The sequence below is a fragment of the Nitrospira sp. Nam80 genome (genome assembly GCF_965152575.1).
This window is the reverse complement of the sequence record NZ_OZ224216.1, coordinates 596,134-610,283: the sequence shown is the minus strand read 5'-3', so window position 1 is coordinate 610,283 and position 14,150 is coordinate 596,134. Positions and strand designations below refer to the sequence as shown.

Annotated in this window: 13 protein-coding genes; 3 read left to right on the top strand and 10 right to left on the bottom strand. The window is 58.0% G+C overall.

From position 1 onward, the window contains the following. Window positions 1-47 precede the first annotated feature (47 nt). From ACWGXE_RS02920 to ku, 7 genes are all read right to left on the bottom strand, one after another. A complete protein-coding gene (locus ACWGXE_RS02920; protein ID WP_447601176.1) occupies window positions 48-731 on the bottom strand; it encodes a response regulator in 684 nt (227 codons plus the stop codon). Between the two features lie 144 nt (window positions 732-875). Next, a complete protein-coding gene (locus ACWGXE_RS02915; protein ID WP_447601175.1) occupies window positions 876-1,532 on the bottom strand; it encodes a glycosyltransferase in 657 nt (218 codons plus the stop codon). Window positions 1,533-2,319: 787 nt separating this feature from the next. Further along, a complete protein-coding gene (locus tag ACWGXE_RS02910; RefSeq protein ID WP_447601174.1) occupies window positions 2,320-4,404 on the bottom strand; it encodes a hypothetical protein in 2,085 nt (694 codons plus the stop codon). 45 nt (window positions 4,405-4,449) lie between these two features. Next, complete coding sequence (locus ACWGXE_RS02905) at window positions 4,450-4,800, bottom strand: hypothetical protein (RefSeq protein ID WP_447601173.1); 351 nt, start codon at window positions 4,798-4,800, stop codon at window positions 4,450-4,452. 284 nt (window positions 4,801-5,084) lie between these two features. Then, a complete protein-coding gene (locus ACWGXE_RS02900) occupies window positions 5,085-6,620 on the bottom strand; it encodes an alpha-amylase C-terminal beta-sheet domain-containing protein (protein WP_447601172.1) in 1,536 nt (511 codons plus the stop codon). Between the two features lie 401 nt (window positions 6,621-7,021). After that, window positions 7,022-7,834 carry a tetratricopeptide repeat protein gene (locus ACWGXE_RS02895; protein ID WP_447601171.1) on the bottom strand — a complete coding sequence of 271 codons (813 nt, stop codon included), beginning with the start codon at window positions 7,832-7,834 and terminating at the stop codon, window positions 7,022-7,024. Next, a complete protein-coding gene (gene ku / locus ACWGXE_RS02890) occupies window positions 7,831-8,685 on the bottom strand; it encodes a non-homologous end joining protein Ku (protein WP_447601169.1) in 855 nt (284 codons plus the stop codon). The genes ACWGXE_RS02895 and ku overlap by 4 nt, the downstream gene beginning before the upstream one ends. A 303-nt stretch (window positions 8,686-8,988) precedes the next feature. Between ku and ACWGXE_RS02885 the strand changes: the two genes are divergently transcribed. From ACWGXE_RS02885 to ACWGXE_RS02875, 3 genes are all read left to right on the top strand, one after another. Next, a complete protein-coding gene (locus tag ACWGXE_RS02885; protein WP_447601168.1) occupies window positions 8,989-9,279 on the top strand; it encodes a hypothetical protein in 291 nt (96 codons plus the stop codon). 228 nt (window positions 9,280-9,507) lie between these two features. Then, the gene (locus ACWGXE_RS02880) at window positions 9,508-11,235 is read left to right on the top strand and encodes an MASE1 domain-containing protein (protein WP_447601166.1); all 1,728 of its coding nucleotides are present in this window, start codon (window positions 9,508-9,510) and stop codon (window positions 11,233-11,235) included. Between the two features lie 98 nt (window positions 11,236-11,333). Then, window positions 11,334-11,708 carry a hypothetical protein gene (locus ACWGXE_RS02875; RefSeq protein WP_447601165.1) on the top strand — a complete coding sequence of 125 codons (375 nt, stop codon included), beginning with the start codon at window positions 11,334-11,336 and terminating at the stop codon, window positions 11,706-11,708. A gap of 39 nt (window positions 11,709-11,747) precedes the next feature. On the opposite strand, the gene ACWGXE_RS02870 is transcribed toward ACWGXE_RS02875, so the two are convergent. The 3 genes from ACWGXE_RS02870 to ACWGXE_RS02860 form a co-directional block, all read right to left on the bottom strand. After that, entirely contained in the window at window positions 11,748-12,350 is a 603-nt protein-coding gene (locus ACWGXE_RS02870) for a hypothetical protein (RefSeq protein WP_447601163.1), read from the bottom strand. 153 nt (window positions 12,351-12,503) lie between these two features. Then, window positions 12,504-12,944: an outer membrane protein gene (locus ACWGXE_RS02865; protein WP_447601161.1), complete on the bottom strand. Its 441-nt coding sequence runs from the start codon at window positions 12,942-12,944 to the stop codon at window positions 12,504-12,506. A gap of 421 nt (window positions 12,945-13,365) precedes the next feature. Beyond that, window positions 13,366-14,139 carry a molybdopterin-dependent oxidoreductase gene (locus ACWGXE_RS02860; RefSeq protein ID WP_447601159.1) on the bottom strand — a complete coding sequence of 258 codons (774 nt, stop codon included), beginning with the start codon at window positions 14,137-14,139 and terminating at the stop codon, window positions 13,366-13,368. Between the last annotated feature and the right edge of the window lie 11 nt (window positions 14,140-14,150).

Here is a 14,150-nt window from a genome sequence, read left to right as displayed (position 1 = left end):
CAGGGGTCAATTGACATCCGCACAATGGAACCGGCATTCAACAATTGTCAGGCCGCCGCTTCCGTGTCCTCCAGCATGTAGCCCGCCCCTCGCACCGTCGTGATCAGCGGCGGGGAAAAATCCCGATCGACCTTCGCCCGCAATGCGCGGATATGCGCATCCACGATGTTCGTCATCGGATCGTAGCTGATGTCCCAGACATGCTCGATGATGGCGGTTCTGGTCAGGACCCGATTCTTGTTGCGAAGGAGAAAATCCAGCAGAGCATATTCCTTATTGGTCAGTACAATCTCTTTTGCAGCTCTCCACACCCGATGAGTCGCCGGGTCCAGTTCCAGATCCCCCGCCTTGAGCCGGGTCTGTTGCTGCGGGCCGCCGCGGCGCAGCAAGGCCCGAACGCGCGCCAGGAGTTCGGCGAAGGCGAACGGTTTCGTCAGATAATCGTCCGCTCCACTGTCCAGCCCCGCAACCTTGTCCTCCACCGTATCGCGGGCCGTGAGCAAGAGCACCGGCGCCGTAATGCCCTCGGCGCGCATCCGGCGGCACAACGTGAGCCCGTCAAGCAAGGGCAGCATGATATCGAGGATGAGCAGGCCGTAAGGATGCTCCGTGGCAAGCTGCAGCCCTTGCTCCCCGTCGGCGGCGACGTCCACCGCATACCGCTCTTCCTTGAGCCCCTTACCCACAAATTGAGCAAGGTCCGTATCATCTTCGACTAGGAGAATCCGCATGGAAGTTCGTCGCTCCGAAAGAACCCGGGCGCATCATCGATGCGCCCGGGGACAGGCCGTCACTTGTTTCAATCATAGTACATCGCGAGGCGGTGAGCCATGGCCGGATGCATTCAGAGAGGGGTTGGCAGCGCAATGACCTCGTTACAGCACAGTGTGTTCGGCAGTAACCGTGCCGGATCGTGAATGGGCCAGCCATGACGATCGCCGGCGAGGAGTTTCTGCCGGTATCATTTGTTCATACACGGCTCCGTACGCACCTGCGAGTTGTTCAACCGCTCCGACTCGGGCCGCAAATCTGGTCCGTTGGTGAGACGACACATGCCACGGTATGATCGCCTGCCAATTCAAATCGGGACATTGTTGAATTTGCTCGATCGCCGTCGCCACCAGCGGCAGTTCTTTAAATTGGCGATACACCTGAGCCACTTCGGGTGTGTCCAACAATCCATAGACCGTCGCCAAAACGGGAACCGGGCTGCGGCGCATCAAGGGAAAGGCCGTGAAACCGGCATGGACGTGAATGATGTCGAACGCAGGCGATGCGGCAAAGGCCTTCTCCAACGCGAGGTACATGAGACCTTCGGATAAATTGCGCTTGGGGGCCGGGTGGTGCCGGAGCGCCCGCTGGGACATGGGAACCAGGGCGGCCACGGTCCTGCTGTCCCCGCTTGCAAACACGGTTACGTCATGGCCGGCACGAACCAACCCCGCCGCCAGAACAGCGATTTCCCGCCCCTCTTGGCTCTCGCTCTCAAATGATACTTCATGAAACACCGAACCGATGTGGGCAATCCGCATAATTGTCCTTCCTATTACGCGTCGAGCTAGCAGACCCGTCACTGAAAACACCGAGCGTTCTCCTTACGATGTTCGTCCTGAGCGGATGCCATGGCCGACATACCTGAGCCGACTTTCGGATTCGCCGGTCAAGCCATCATCGACGCAATGAAAATGGTTACGACGGGAACCTGTCGATTCACGTCCTATGGGTGCATGCGCGAAGGGTACGGGGAAAACATGAAAATCTGTCGAAGAACGGATGAAACTTCAATAAGACGGGGGTGCTATGATTCGATACGCCAGTCGGTTGTAGCTCGCTTGGTAGATAAGGTCGTCGTGTGTGTCGGGTCCTCAATCGTCAGCACGTTGCCCTTGCAATCGTAGGTGAATTGGGGTCCCCCGGGGAAGGCATCCACGACCGTGGCGAGCTGATTGCTGCCGGCTTCCCGGTCGTAATTCAATCATTCAGAACATGTTCACCGGGATGAGACCCATCGTCTGCAATACATATACGGACAAGACGCAGGCGGAGACCACTAAACTGATCCAAGCCATCCTTCGAAACCTACGGTTCTGGTTTTCCACGGCACTAAATGGATCCATGACGCAGCTTCCTTCCGGCAAGACAACCGGCATGAGCCCGCGGGGTGCGGTGAACGTCGATCACCGTTCCCGCGGACTCAGCTACATACCAGAAGGGAGAGTCACTCGTAGACGGCGCCCCCCTTCATCACACAACGCTCCAAACTCCTTTTCACTTCCGGCATGTCTCCCGACATTTTCGAAAAGCCTGAAGAGACCTCGCTCAGGAGTGGACAGCGCCGGCCGCGACCAGCATCTCCGATTCGCGCCGGGTTTCCGGCATCCCTGCTGGCTGCGCCGGCGCGGCCGCCGGGATCGTAAACAAGAGCGTTGGCCCGTTCCATTGAAAGGCCGGCCCGGAGTCCCGCCACATGAAATGCAGTTCTTGTCCGACCCGCGCGATCAATTCCAAGTTGCCCGGCGAGCCGAAGTTGCTCTGAATCATGGTCACTTCGTCCACCGTGCCCAGCGCCTGCCCGAATCGCACTGGGGCCGACCAAGGCAGCGCCGGGTTATCATTGTTGCGCCAGAGGAAGAACAATCCACCACCGGTCGCCGCCGGCACCACCAACTCGAAATTGCCCTTCGTGCCGAAGCGGCTCTGAAGTAAGACCGGATTCCCGCGAGCCCCCGTGAAGATCGGCGTTGGCCCGTTCCATTGAAAGGCCGGCCCGGAGTCCCGCCACATGAACTGCAGTTGCTGCCCGACCCGCGCGATCAATTCCAAGTTGCCCGGCGAGCCGAAGTTGCTCTGAATCATGGTCACTTCGTCCACCGTGCCCAACGCCTGCCCGAATCGCACTGGAGCCGACCAAGGCAGCGACGGGTTATCATTGTTGCGCCAGAGGAAGAACAGCCCGCCACCCGTGGCCGCCGGCACCACCAACTCGAAATTGCCCTTCGTGCCGAAGCGGCTCTGAAGTAAGACCGGATTCCCGCGAGCCCCCGTGAAGATCGGCGTTGGCCCGTTCCATTGAAAGGCCGGGCCGGAGTCCCGCCACATGAACTGCAGTTGCTGCCCGACCCGCGCGACCAATTCCAAATTGCCCGGCGAGCCGAAGTTACTTTGAATCATGGAAATCGCCTCTACCTTGCCCATCGCCTTGCCGAATCCCGACAGCGCCGACCAAGGCAACGCCGGATTGTCGTTGTTGCGCCAGGTGAAGGACACGCCGGTGGAGGAGACGGGCACCGTCAATTCAAAATTGCCCTTCTTTCCAAACCGGCTCTGGATCAAGACCGGGTTTCTCATATCGGCGACGACATCGGCCCAGCCAAAGTGCGCGCGCGTCGGGTCGCACAAGGCCCAGGTATTGGCTCGCATCAGGCAGTCGACGCCGCCATTGGGCGCGCAATTTTCACAATTCGTATTCGGACGTCCGAACCGTCCCCAAGAGCCGCCGCAATTACATCCACTGGAGGCATATTCATCGGGACAACCGAAAATGTGGCCGCTCTCATGCGCGAACACGCGATCGATGTTATCCGGCCCCCACCCGTCGTTGTTGTAATCCATAACAAGGTATGGGCCGCCGATAAATGCATAGGCGAACCAGCTCAGCGGGTACTTGGTAAAGAACGCACAGTACGTCCATTGCGTGGCGAATTGCTGGCGGATCGCTTCCGCGTATTGCAGAACGCCGTTCCGCGACGCCTCATAACCCAGCGCCGCCATGGCCGGGTCACGCCAACGAGCTTCGAGATCCGGCGCGGTGGGATCGGGCTGGGTCTGAAGCGTCACGACCCGAATGTCATACGTGAAGCTAATGCCCGCCGACGGATTCATCGACGCGAGCCAGCTCAAACCGTTTTGCACCTCCGCTGTGACCTTCGTGCGCTCCTGGGCGCTGAATTGAAGCGCCGGGGTCGGACCTTCAACCATGACCAGACCGACCGCCACACTGCCTTCCAAGTAGGAACTGGTCGGAGCGGCCGCCCGTGCGCCTCGAAGCGCCTCGCTCGCCCCGGATTGAGGACCATGCGCGCACCTGTCCATATTCCAAGTTTGGCCTTCTTTGGGACGGTGTTGCTTGGACCGGATATAGTCAGGTCGCACCCGTTGCCGCAACGCTTCCAAGCCCATACGCTCAGTCATACTCAGTTCGTTGAGTAAGGACGCGGGAATCTCATCGACCGCCGGATTCATTGTCCGTGCGCGCGACGCAGCAGGCGGCGGAGTCGGGCCGATGAGGACACGATCCCCATATCGATGGACACAAGGAATCGTTTCGGCCGGAACCGCTTCCAGGGCCCGGGTCCGCTTTCCCAAAATCATCGCATATTCAGTTGTGTTGAGGTCGCCTGCCATCTGGTCCCCCTTGTGAAAGTGTAGTGCAATGAGTGACGCTGCGGATCATCGTGACGGGGGCTTGTCCGGGGGAAGATAGCCTTCCGCATCCCAGGGAAGCCCTTCACCTTTTCGTCGCTTGCCGCCTTGCCGGCGCTGGAGCCATCCCATGATGAACAGGCGTTCCTGTTCCGTCAGGGACGCGGGTAGCGGGCTCTCAGGTCCGGTCAGAACTGCCTCCACGCCGGCCATTCGTTGCAGTTCCGGCAACTGCCCCTCCCGCAGATCAAGGGCCGCCAGCCGCGGAGGCATGAGCGCGGTAACGCGGTAGCGCGCTTTGAGATCGGCCATCGTTCGTTGGCTCGGCGGTTCCTTGAAGACGATCAGAGCCTCCGGCATGAGTTGTTCCTCGTTCATTGCGTCACAACCTTCTTTAAGCCGATGCCGATTCGCCTTTTCGTGAAATGTGAGTCCGGCTCAAACCTTCGACGGCTTCTCATCTCAGATAAGGCCACGCAATCACCATGCCTTGCCGTCATGAAAAGGGATGATGAAGAAACACAAGCAGTTACCTTTGATTCACGTGGAGAGGAGACCTGTTGCACTGTATCGGATGAGATACCCGCGTATCGGAAGCGATACGGAACTGAACGATCTTCTTCCGTGATGCGATATTTCGAAGATATACTTTTTCGAAGCTATTACGGCGGAATGGATGGCTCAATGTGCTCCGGATCCGTAAATTCCGGCACCGGCAGCGGGTCTTTCAGTGACGCCTGTCGGACTTCAGGGTTGCCGGGAATTTTGACCCACACTTTCCACCCCGCCCCCTGCGCATATTCTCTATAGTTTTGGTAATTGGATAAATTGGGCTGCCAATCGTCATCGCTCCCACCGATTCGTACATACAGTTCTCCATGATGGCCGTCGACTCGTGCAGCATACACACCGTGAGCGCGTGCATTCTCCTGCAGGTAAAGCGCGCTTCCTGCATGTACCCCTGCAATTTTCCGTGCATTAATAAGTGCGCGAATCTTATTCCGAAGATCTCCACCCCAATCAAAATAGTGCTTCCAATAGACGGTAGGAACACCAGGATGTGTAAGGATTTGGGCATAGGCCTGTTCCACTTCCCATGTATTGGCAAAGCTATCGAATACATGATGTTCTTGAGGAGTTCCGTCCTCATTGGTTCGATAACCCGTATCGTGATTCTCTAAGAATGTGACCGCGCGGTTCTTCCATCTGAGATTGTCCGTCGTATCCCCCACCATGCCAATGCCGTTCCCAAATCCATACCAAACGAAATAACGACCGGCGCCTTTATTATCTTTAAGCGTGAAAAATGTGGAGAAATCAAAAACCGAACTGGATGTCTTCAGGTGGTCTTCACCGCCAATGCTCGCATCCGTCGCGGAGTACCACATCCACCCCCGTTGTTCGTTATGGGCGCCCCAATCATATTCGCCGACGGAAAATGTGGGCGAGGTCATCTTATTGTAAAAGGCGATCCATCGAGCGTGATACCCATGGACCATGTCATATCGCCAGCCTCGATAGCCCAAAGACTTCAGCGCCAGCAAATATTTCGTGATGTCGAGCCGGACCTGTCGGTTGGTATGGTCAATGTCCCGGAAGCTATCATACGCGTATGTTGGTCCCCGCTGCCCGGCATATTCAGAGGGGACTTCCTCCGGCGCGCCGCGCTGTTCCACCGGCGTATTGACGACTTCTGACGCCTGATTGCTAAAGGCTTCGTCATTCCTGGTAATGGCCCATGTTCCCCACGCCGGGTTCTTAAAATCAGCCCATTTCTGAGACCCATCTCTATGGTTAATGACAATGTCTGCAATCGGCTCAATACCGTGCTGTAGGAGCGACTCTAACATTGATCGCTGCTGTTGAAAGCTCCCATAGCTGTTCTCGAATGTAAAATATTCCTTGGGGTTGTATCCTGCGCTGAACTGTCCGGCATAGGTCGGAGGCGGAAGCCATATCAAATCGAAACGGCCGTCCTGGATAGCGGCCGCCTGATCCTTCACAATGTCATACCATTGTTTATCTCCATACTGAGGAAATCGCTCGGGATGGCCGTGGCGATACGATTCCCAATAAAAGCCTTGCAGCATCACGCGGTCGTCCTCGAATCCACTTTGGGCCCATACCGGCGTAACACCGATCATCAAGACAACGGCCGCGATGCCAATCCAACTAAACCATTGGACCGAAGGTCTCATCGACACCGGTTGTCCGTCTGGCCTTCCGTTAGTACTCCACATACCCACCTCCATATTCGGCGCCATACTCATCCGACAGTTGCATCATCGTTCAGAGTTTCGCAGGGAATGATCGTTGCTCATTCGCTTGGCGTGAGCCTCTCATCCCTCATATTGGTGCGAGCAGGTCGCAAGTCCCGCGCCATGCTCGGACCACCCATAGATCGAATGTAAGTGGTTCAACTATCGGAGAGAACAGGCGTCCTGTCGATCACAGGTCTTTGGTTGAGAGGATTTATTTGTATCGGTTCCGATACGGAAGAGTATCTTTTCGGATAGTCGAGGCAGTCGGTGAGGCAGTCTTTTCCCATACGACCTGCAAGCCGCAGGAAAAAACGAGCAGCATTCGGCGGTGGCTGCTTTCATTTCAAACGCTTGGCGGCGGCATAATGGCGCAGCGCGTCTCTCTGTTTCCCCAACCTTTCGTACAGCTCGGCCAGGTGGCAATGGGCCTCCTTGAACCGGGGATCCTGCGCGATCGCTGCCTTGTACGCCGTCACTGCTCCGGCGTCATCCTGCCGGTCTTCCAGAATGACGCCCAAGTTGAAATGCGCCAACGCCAGGTCGGGCCGATACTCGAGCGCCCGCCGATAACAGGCCTCAGCCCGGTCCAAGTCTCCCGCGTGATGGTAGAGCAGGCCGAGATTGATATGCGCCTCGAAAAATGACGGCCGCAATCGGATAGCGTGGAGATAGGCACGTTCCGCTTCTTCGCGCGAATCAGATTGCAGTTCGACGGCGCGCGCGAACCACGAATCGGCATGGTCCTCTCCGGGGGGCATGGATCGGGATCGTGACGCAAGACGCTTGGTCGGCAAGATGTCGGTCGTGTCAAAGTTGAGCAAGAACTGCCCCGAGTCCGGTTGCCAACGCAGCGCGCCATCCCAGACCACCACCCGTTGACCCGACGCATAGACTTTGATGCTGGAGATCGCCCGACCTTCCCCAAGCTGCCGCTTGAGCGAGTCGAGCACTTTGCGAATACGATTCGTGGAGATGCCCGCCTCGCGCAACCCCTTGGCCGTACGCAAGGCGACCAGATTCTGGAAGGAATACACCCGAGGGCGGGTTCGGGTGGAGGCCGGCAGCAGAGCCGCCCGTAAGCAGGACCGCAGTTCCTTATCGTCGATGCGAAGAATCCGGCATAACTCGGCTGCCGAATAGTCGCCGATCATCGTCTCCCGGCATTCGCCTTCTTGGCAGCCTCGCGGGTTCCCTGCGCCGGGAGGGCCCTCGGCTTCCCGGCCTTTCTCTGAGCGGACTGAGCGACGCTTTCCTTGAGTCGCTGCATGAGATCCACCACGTCGGTGGCGGCGGGGGCGGCTTTCGGTTGCAGCTTGATCGTCTTCCCTTTCGACTTCTCTTCGATCAGCTCCATGACCCGTTCCCGATATTCGTCACGATAGCCTTGCGGCTCGAACGTGCTGTTCGAGATCGATTCGATCAGCTGCGTGGCCAGTTTCAGCTCCGCGGCTCCCGCCTTCTGGCCGTCTTTGGGCAGCACATCAAATTCTCGGATTTCATCGTGATAGTGCATCCGGTGCAGCAAGAGCCGGCCTTGAGACGAGCGAATCAAACAGAGGCTGTCTTTGCCTCGCCACACATACTTGGCGAGCGCGACACGCTGCATCTCGTCCATCGCCTGAGCTAAGAGTTGATAGGCCTTTTCTCCCTGCCGTTCCGATCCCAGATAGTAGGTGCTTTCAAAATAGATCGGATCCACCGCGCTGAGAGGCAGAAACTCGAGGATTTCCATCGCCTCGGACTCCGCCGCCTGCAATTCATCCAGTTCCTCTTGCGTGATGCGGACATATTGGTCTTTGGCGATTTCGTATCCCTTCACCAGCTCGTCGTAGCTCACGTCACGCTTGCAGACCGGGCAAAACCGCTGCTGCTTGATGCGGCTGCCGCAGGGGCCGTGCAACTGATTGAAGTGGATATCCTGCTCGTCGATGGCCGAATAGATTCCGACCGGAATGGTGACCAGGCCGAAGGAAATGTGAGCGGTCTCAAGCTTGCGTGCCATAGACCCTCCGAAAGGCAAGAAGACATTATTCTAGGGAAAAGACCTTGAGCAGGCAATGGGAAAATGGAGAAGGGGCGGATGCTGAGGAAGTCGCCCGGCTCGGCAGCTTATGTTCCGGTCATGAGTTCGGCTTCCATTACAGATTCATGCTGGATGACTTGGGCATAGAAGCACCCCTACGGTTGATTCGCGAGAATCGCCGCTGAAAACCACCGGCGCTTTCTGGTACAGTTACTCACCGGCCGCAACATTTTGATGGCATGTTGTGACGCGCGGCCCCAACAGAAGGGAGGACCTCGCATCATGAAGCTTTTGCTGATTGTCACCATCCAAGTATTGTTGAGCATGGGAACGGCGGGAATAGGAATGGCACAAAATGCTCCTCAAGGAGCAGCCGAGCAGGTCGTCAAGGGTGACGTGCTTCTGAAGGAGGGCGACGACATAATCATCAAGGACATCACCGGTCATGAGATACGGGTGCACGTGAGTCCCGAGACGAAAAAGGACGGGGTGATCAAGATCGGCGACAAGATCGAGGCCACGGTGACGCGCGACGGGCACGCCATTTCGATCCGGCAGCAGATTCCTCAATAATATAGCGCCCGCACAACGGGCAGGTTCACGCTCTATGCACCCCGACGAGCCGGTGCCATTTCCTCTCCTTCATTGACGTGCGCCCCGGCTCATGGCCTCATTGCCCTCCGAGACTCCAACGAACCGATGCTTCCTGTCGATCCACCCGTCCCGGGCCAGTTGTTTAAACCCGGTTCTTTTCCTATGATTGCTACGTAGCTCCCTTCTACACAATCATGGGGCCGGCCGATGTTTTCAGTCGAAGTCGAGCAACGCCCGCCGCGCTCTCTTGGCTACCGCTTTGCCGTGCTGTGTGCCCTCGCCGCCTGGTATGTGCTTGCCGGCAAATTCGGCCTGACGATGGCCGCATTTCATCCGAGCGCGACGCCGGTCTGGCCTCCGACAGGCCTCAGCCTGGCGGCCATTCTTCTCTTGGGCTATTGGGTGTGGCCGGCGGTGTTTGTGGGCGCGCTGGCCGTCAACCTCACGACGGCCGGTTCGGTGGCCTCCTCGCTCGGCATCGCCACGGGCAATACATTGGAAAGCCTCCTGGCCGGCTTTCTGGTCAATCAATTCGCCGGGGGACGGAACGTCTTCACCCGGCAACGCGACACATTGAAATTCGTCGTGCTGGCGGGAGTCCTCAGTACGGCGGTGAGCGCCACATTGGGCGTAACGAGTTTGGCCTTGACCGAGTACGCCGAGTGGAAGACGTACGGAGTGATTTGGATGACCTGGTGGTTGGGCGATGCCGTCGGTGCGCTGATCGTCACGCCGGTGATCGTGCTGTGGGCGTCGCACCCGACCGTCGCGTGGACTCGGGAGCGGCTCGTCGAGGTCGGTGCGCTGCTGACCTTGCTCTGCCTGGTGGCCTTGGTCGTCTTCCAGAGCGGCCAGGCGATGACCGCACCGAATTATCCATTGGCCTTTCTCACGTTCTCGATTCTGATCTGGGTCGCCGTCCGGCTTGGCCCCCGTGAAACGGCTACCGCCATCCTGCTGTGCGTCGCCATCGCCATCTGGAGCACCTTGCAAGGAGCCGGCCCCTTTGTTCGCGGCAACCTCAATGAAACCCTGCTTCTGTTGCAGGCCTTCACGGCGGTAGTCGCAGTCACCGCGTTGGCGCTGTCGGTCGGCGTTTCCGAACGAAGGCGCGCGGAGGAGGAGCTCGATCAACTCAATCGCACGTTGGAGCGACGGATTGTGGAACGGACGAGCACGCTGCAAGGGGCCGTGGAGCAACTCCAGGAATTGGACCGGCTGAAAAGCGCGTTCGTCACGATCGTCTCGCATGAGCTGCGGACTCCGCTCACCTCGATGAAGGGATTGGTCGAGAACCTCTTGGATGAATTGGCCGGGCCGTTGACCGACAAGCAGCAATATTATCTCTCTCGTGTCAAATTCAATGCGGACCGGCTGACCCGCATGTTGAATGAACTGCTAAACCTGTCCCGGATCGAGGCGGGCAAAATGGAGCTGGCCCCGACGATCCTATCGCTTCACGAGCTCTTCGCTCATCTCCTGGAGGAGTTCCAGCCCCTTGCCCAGCAAAAATCGATTACCATGGAGATGACCTGTATGGAATTTATCCCAGCCATTCATGCCGATCGGGATAAATTGTACGAAGTGGCCGCCAACCTTCTGGAGAATGCCATTAAGTATACGCCATCAGGCGGGCGGGTCCATATCGAGGCACAGGTCCTCGATCACCAATGCATCACCGTCGGCGTGTCCGATACCGGCTGCGGCATACCGGAGGAACATGTATCGAAGATCTTCGACAAATTTTATCGCGTACAGTCCCATCCGAGCGGGACCGGCGGCGCCGGCTTGGGCTTGGCTATTGCGAAAGGCCTCATCGAACTGCATGGAGGCACCATCGCCGTGGAAAGCGCGCCGGGAAAAGGAAGCCGGTTTTATTTCACGCTGCCGTACAATCATTCAACGGACCGACCCTCATTCGGACTTGCGGACTGACGGACTGACTCGGAGCAGCCCGCCATTGCTTAACGTTCTTTCATGTGGCCTGATGAAGGGTGAACGCTATGAGAGTCTTTACCATAAGGAGGGATGCTATGAATCTTCAGCGACACTCCGGGTTGATCGTGTCGGGATGGGTGGGCCTGGTTCTCATGACCGGGACCGCGGGAGCCCAGATGGGCGCGGGGGGCGGAGACAGAAATTATGGTGGGTCGTCGGGATCGCAAATCCTGCAAGAGCAGATGTATGAGGAGCGCATGAAAGAGATCCTCGGCGACCAATCTCAAAGTCAAGGGGGAGGACAACAAGGCACGAAAGCCTCGCAGGAAAGCAGCCAGAAGATGCAGCGAGAGCCATCCCAAGCCGGCTCGCAAGGCCAGCAAGGCATGAAAGGGGGCGGCTCCCCCATGGAACACGATAAGAGCGGCAGCGATAAGATGATGGGCGGAAAATCGAAGGGGAACCAGTAGGATTATCCCGTGGGGCAAGGAAAGACACCTCCTTGCCCCTCATGGTTTGCCGTTAGCCCACCCTTTTTCTTGCATGCAGGCCGCGTACACGCCATAGGAGCTGGACAGCGTGGTCTGTGCGTGCTGGCGACAAGCCCGGTCGTCGGCGCGCCAGCGGTTCTCCGGCGGAGGCATAACTTCCACAGCAGTCCCCTCTACTGCTGCCGACGAATCGCGTTTAGGCTCCGCCTGAGTTTCTTTGTGAGTGAGGGTGCCTGAGATTTCAGGACTCACTCCTCCACTTTTCTTTCCGAATGGAACGCATTTTGTAAACCCAAATGAATCTATGATCGTTCGTCCGGTCGGACAAGGCTCGACGCTGGTGGTGGAATTGGCGGTCGGTTTGGCCGGTTGCGACCGGGACTCTTCAACAATCCACTCGTACCCGCGCCCTTGCATGCATTTCGTATAGAGATTAGATCTCGTCTTTTCTGAACCGCCGGCAGTCCGCTCGGCGAGCCGCTCGCAATATTGAGAATCGGCCGGGTACTGCTGATTCGTCAGCGCCTGGGACACCCCATGCTTCGTCCAGTATCCCTGCTCGGTCGATTGGCAAGATAGGCCGAGCAATGCCAGGCCGAACAGGAAGATCGAGACAATCATGTTGAGCGTCGTCCGAGTGTTCCGGACAATATTTATCGAGGTCATGCGCATCACTGTACGGGGAAAGGCGTCGGCGTCCTACTCGGCAAAGACCTAGCGGTTGCCTGAACCGGAGAGCAATCCAAAGCCGATGTTATCGGCGCCGGCCGAGCTTCAAAAATGATAGGCGGCGCCTCCCATGAACCAATTCGTGCGGAGGTCTGCTTTGAATTGCTGGCCGCCGAATTCAATGTCGGCGCGGGTGTATTTGTACTCGGTGAAGAGCGACACGTGGGAGGTCACAAATAGTTTGAGGCCCGCCATCACATTGAAGATCGGATAATAACTTGTGTCTTGGTCGGGGGCGGTCCGTAGCAGAGAAAAGCCCAGCCCTCCGCCAATCCCCACATACGGCTGCCAGCGCTCGCCCGGATAGCGCGCAATCAGATTGAAGGCCAGATTGTTCGTCGTCAGTCCCACCCGGGGCGTCATACCGTTTTGCTGCGTACTGCCCAGAATAGGAACAGTCGCCGTGATGTTCTGGCGTTCAATGTTGGCATCGCTGTGATAAAACTCCAATTCGGTTCCAAGCCACCGTAAGTCTCTGACCGCCATCTTAGCAGATTAGATAGGACGGCAAAGGCCTCCTGATTCCAGCTCGGCGCCATCCCCTGACTCACCGGATATTTTTTGATCGAGTAGTACCGGCCAGGCAAGGAAGCTGGGACGCCGACATTTACTGAAGGAGCGTGCACGGTTCCGCACGGCGAGCCCTGGAGGCCGCTCCGAGAAGTGCGGAGGCGGCCGGCTTCCTTGCCAGAACTTCTAGCCCGCATTATTCATGGCGGTTCGTGACGAAACTGCGGAGACGCCAGGCGAGATGGGCGCGTGGAGGCGCGAGGGCCCGAAGCACATTTGAAACAGTATGTTGAAGGGCGAGCGGCGAGCCCGCCCCCCTGGCCGTGTAAATTCATGGCCAGGCTTGTCGTAGCGGCGTATACGCAGTTGCAGTAGAATCGTTCATGAATAATGCGGGCTAGATGCCCGCGTACCATTCGTAGCCTTGATCTTCCCAATATCCTCCCCTTCCTTGTCCGAACCCGGCAAGCGACTCCACCAACTCGATCTTCGTGACGTATTTGGCGTGCTTGTAGCCGAGCTGCCGCTCGAAGCGCAGCCGGAGGGGCGCCCCGTGCGGAATATCCAACGGCCGATCGTTGAGCTCATAGGCCAGGATGGTCTGCGGATGATAGAGATCCGCGACCGCCATGCTTTCATAATAGGAGACGCCCTCGTCGTCCACGTCCGCGCAATGAAAGACCGCGTACTTGGCGGCAGGCAGCGGGTCCACCTTCCGCATCACATCGCCAAGCGGCACGCCGGTCCACTTGCCGATGGCGCTCCAGCCTTCGACACAATCATGCCTGGTAATCTGCGTTCGCGCGGGCAGGTCCTTGAGCGCACCCAATGACCAACGAGCCGGCGTCCGGACCAATCCGGCGACCGCGAGCGTCCAATCGGTAAACCCTGCAGCCGCCATCGCAGCGTAGGCGTCCATGCCCGGATCGGTATTGCCGTTGGCGGGAAACAGGGCCGATATATCCGCTTCGCGGTATTCCCTGGCCAACGCCTTCGCCGGGGTTACGGCCCGTTGAACCAGATCGGTGAGCTTTTCCGCCTGACTCAACAGGCCCGGGAACCATTGACTCTGTGTGAGATTGTCGCAGCCGGCCGAGGCTATCAATCCCGCCACGCCGACCGCGCCTTTCAATAATTGACGCCGTTCCACTGTCCGCTTATTCCGGTTCATGAGTTCCTCCG

What these genes read in the sequence shown, in the direction of transcription:
- ACWGXE_RS02920 (WP_447601176.1), bottom strand. Translation starts at nt 731, where the DNA reads ATGCGGATTCTCCTAGTCGAAGATGATACGGACCTTGCTCAATTTGTG.
- ACWGXE_RS02915 (WP_447601175.1), bottom strand. Translation starts at nt 1,532, where the DNA reads ATGCGGATTGCCCACATCGGTTCGGTGTTTCATGAAGTATCATTTGAG.
- ACWGXE_RS02910 (WP_447601174.1), bottom strand. Translation starts at nt 4,404, where the DNA reads ATGGCAGGCGACCTCAACACAACTGAATATGCGATGATTTTGGGAAAG.
- ACWGXE_RS02905 (WP_447601173.1), bottom strand. Translation starts at nt 4,800, where the DNA reads ATGAACGAGGAACAACTCATGCCGGAGGCTCTGATCGTCTTCAAGGAA.
- ACWGXE_RS02900 (WP_447601172.1), bottom strand. Translation starts at nt 6,620, where the DNA reads ATGAGACCTTCGGTCCAATGGTTTAGTTGGATTGGCATCGCGGCCGTT.
- ACWGXE_RS02895 (WP_447601171.1), bottom strand. Translation starts at nt 7,834, where the DNA reads ATGATCGGCGACTATTCGGCAGCCGAGTTATGCCGGATTCTTCGCATC.
- ku (WP_447601169.1), bottom strand. Translation starts at nt 8,685, where the DNA reads ATGGCACGCAAGCTTGAGACCGCTCACATTTCCTTCGGCCTGGTCACC.
- ACWGXE_RS02885 (WP_447601168.1), top strand. Translation starts at nt 8,989, where the DNA reads ATGAAGCTTTTGCTGATTGTCACCATCCAAGTATTGTTGAGCATGGGA.
- ACWGXE_RS02880 (WP_447601166.1), top strand. Translation starts at nt 9,508, where the DNA reads ATGTTTTCAGTCGAAGTCGAGCAACGCCCGCCGCGCTCTCTTGGCTAC.
- ACWGXE_RS02875 (WP_447601165.1), top strand. Translation starts at nt 11,334, where the DNA reads ATGAATCTTCAGCGACACTCCGGGTTGATCGTGTCGGGATGGGTGGGC.
- ACWGXE_RS02870 (WP_447601163.1), bottom strand. Translation starts at nt 12,350, where the DNA reads ATGATTGTCTCGATCTTCCTGTTCGGCCTGGCATTGCTCGGCCTATCT.
- ACWGXE_RS02865 (WP_447601161.1), bottom strand. Translation starts at nt 12,944, where the DNA reads ATGGCGGTCAGAGACTTACGGTGGCTTGGAACCGAATTGGAGTTTTAT.
- ACWGXE_RS02860 (WP_447601159.1), bottom strand. Translation starts at nt 14,139, where the DNA reads ATGAACCGGAATAAGCGGACAGTGGAACGGCGTCAATTATTGAAAGGC.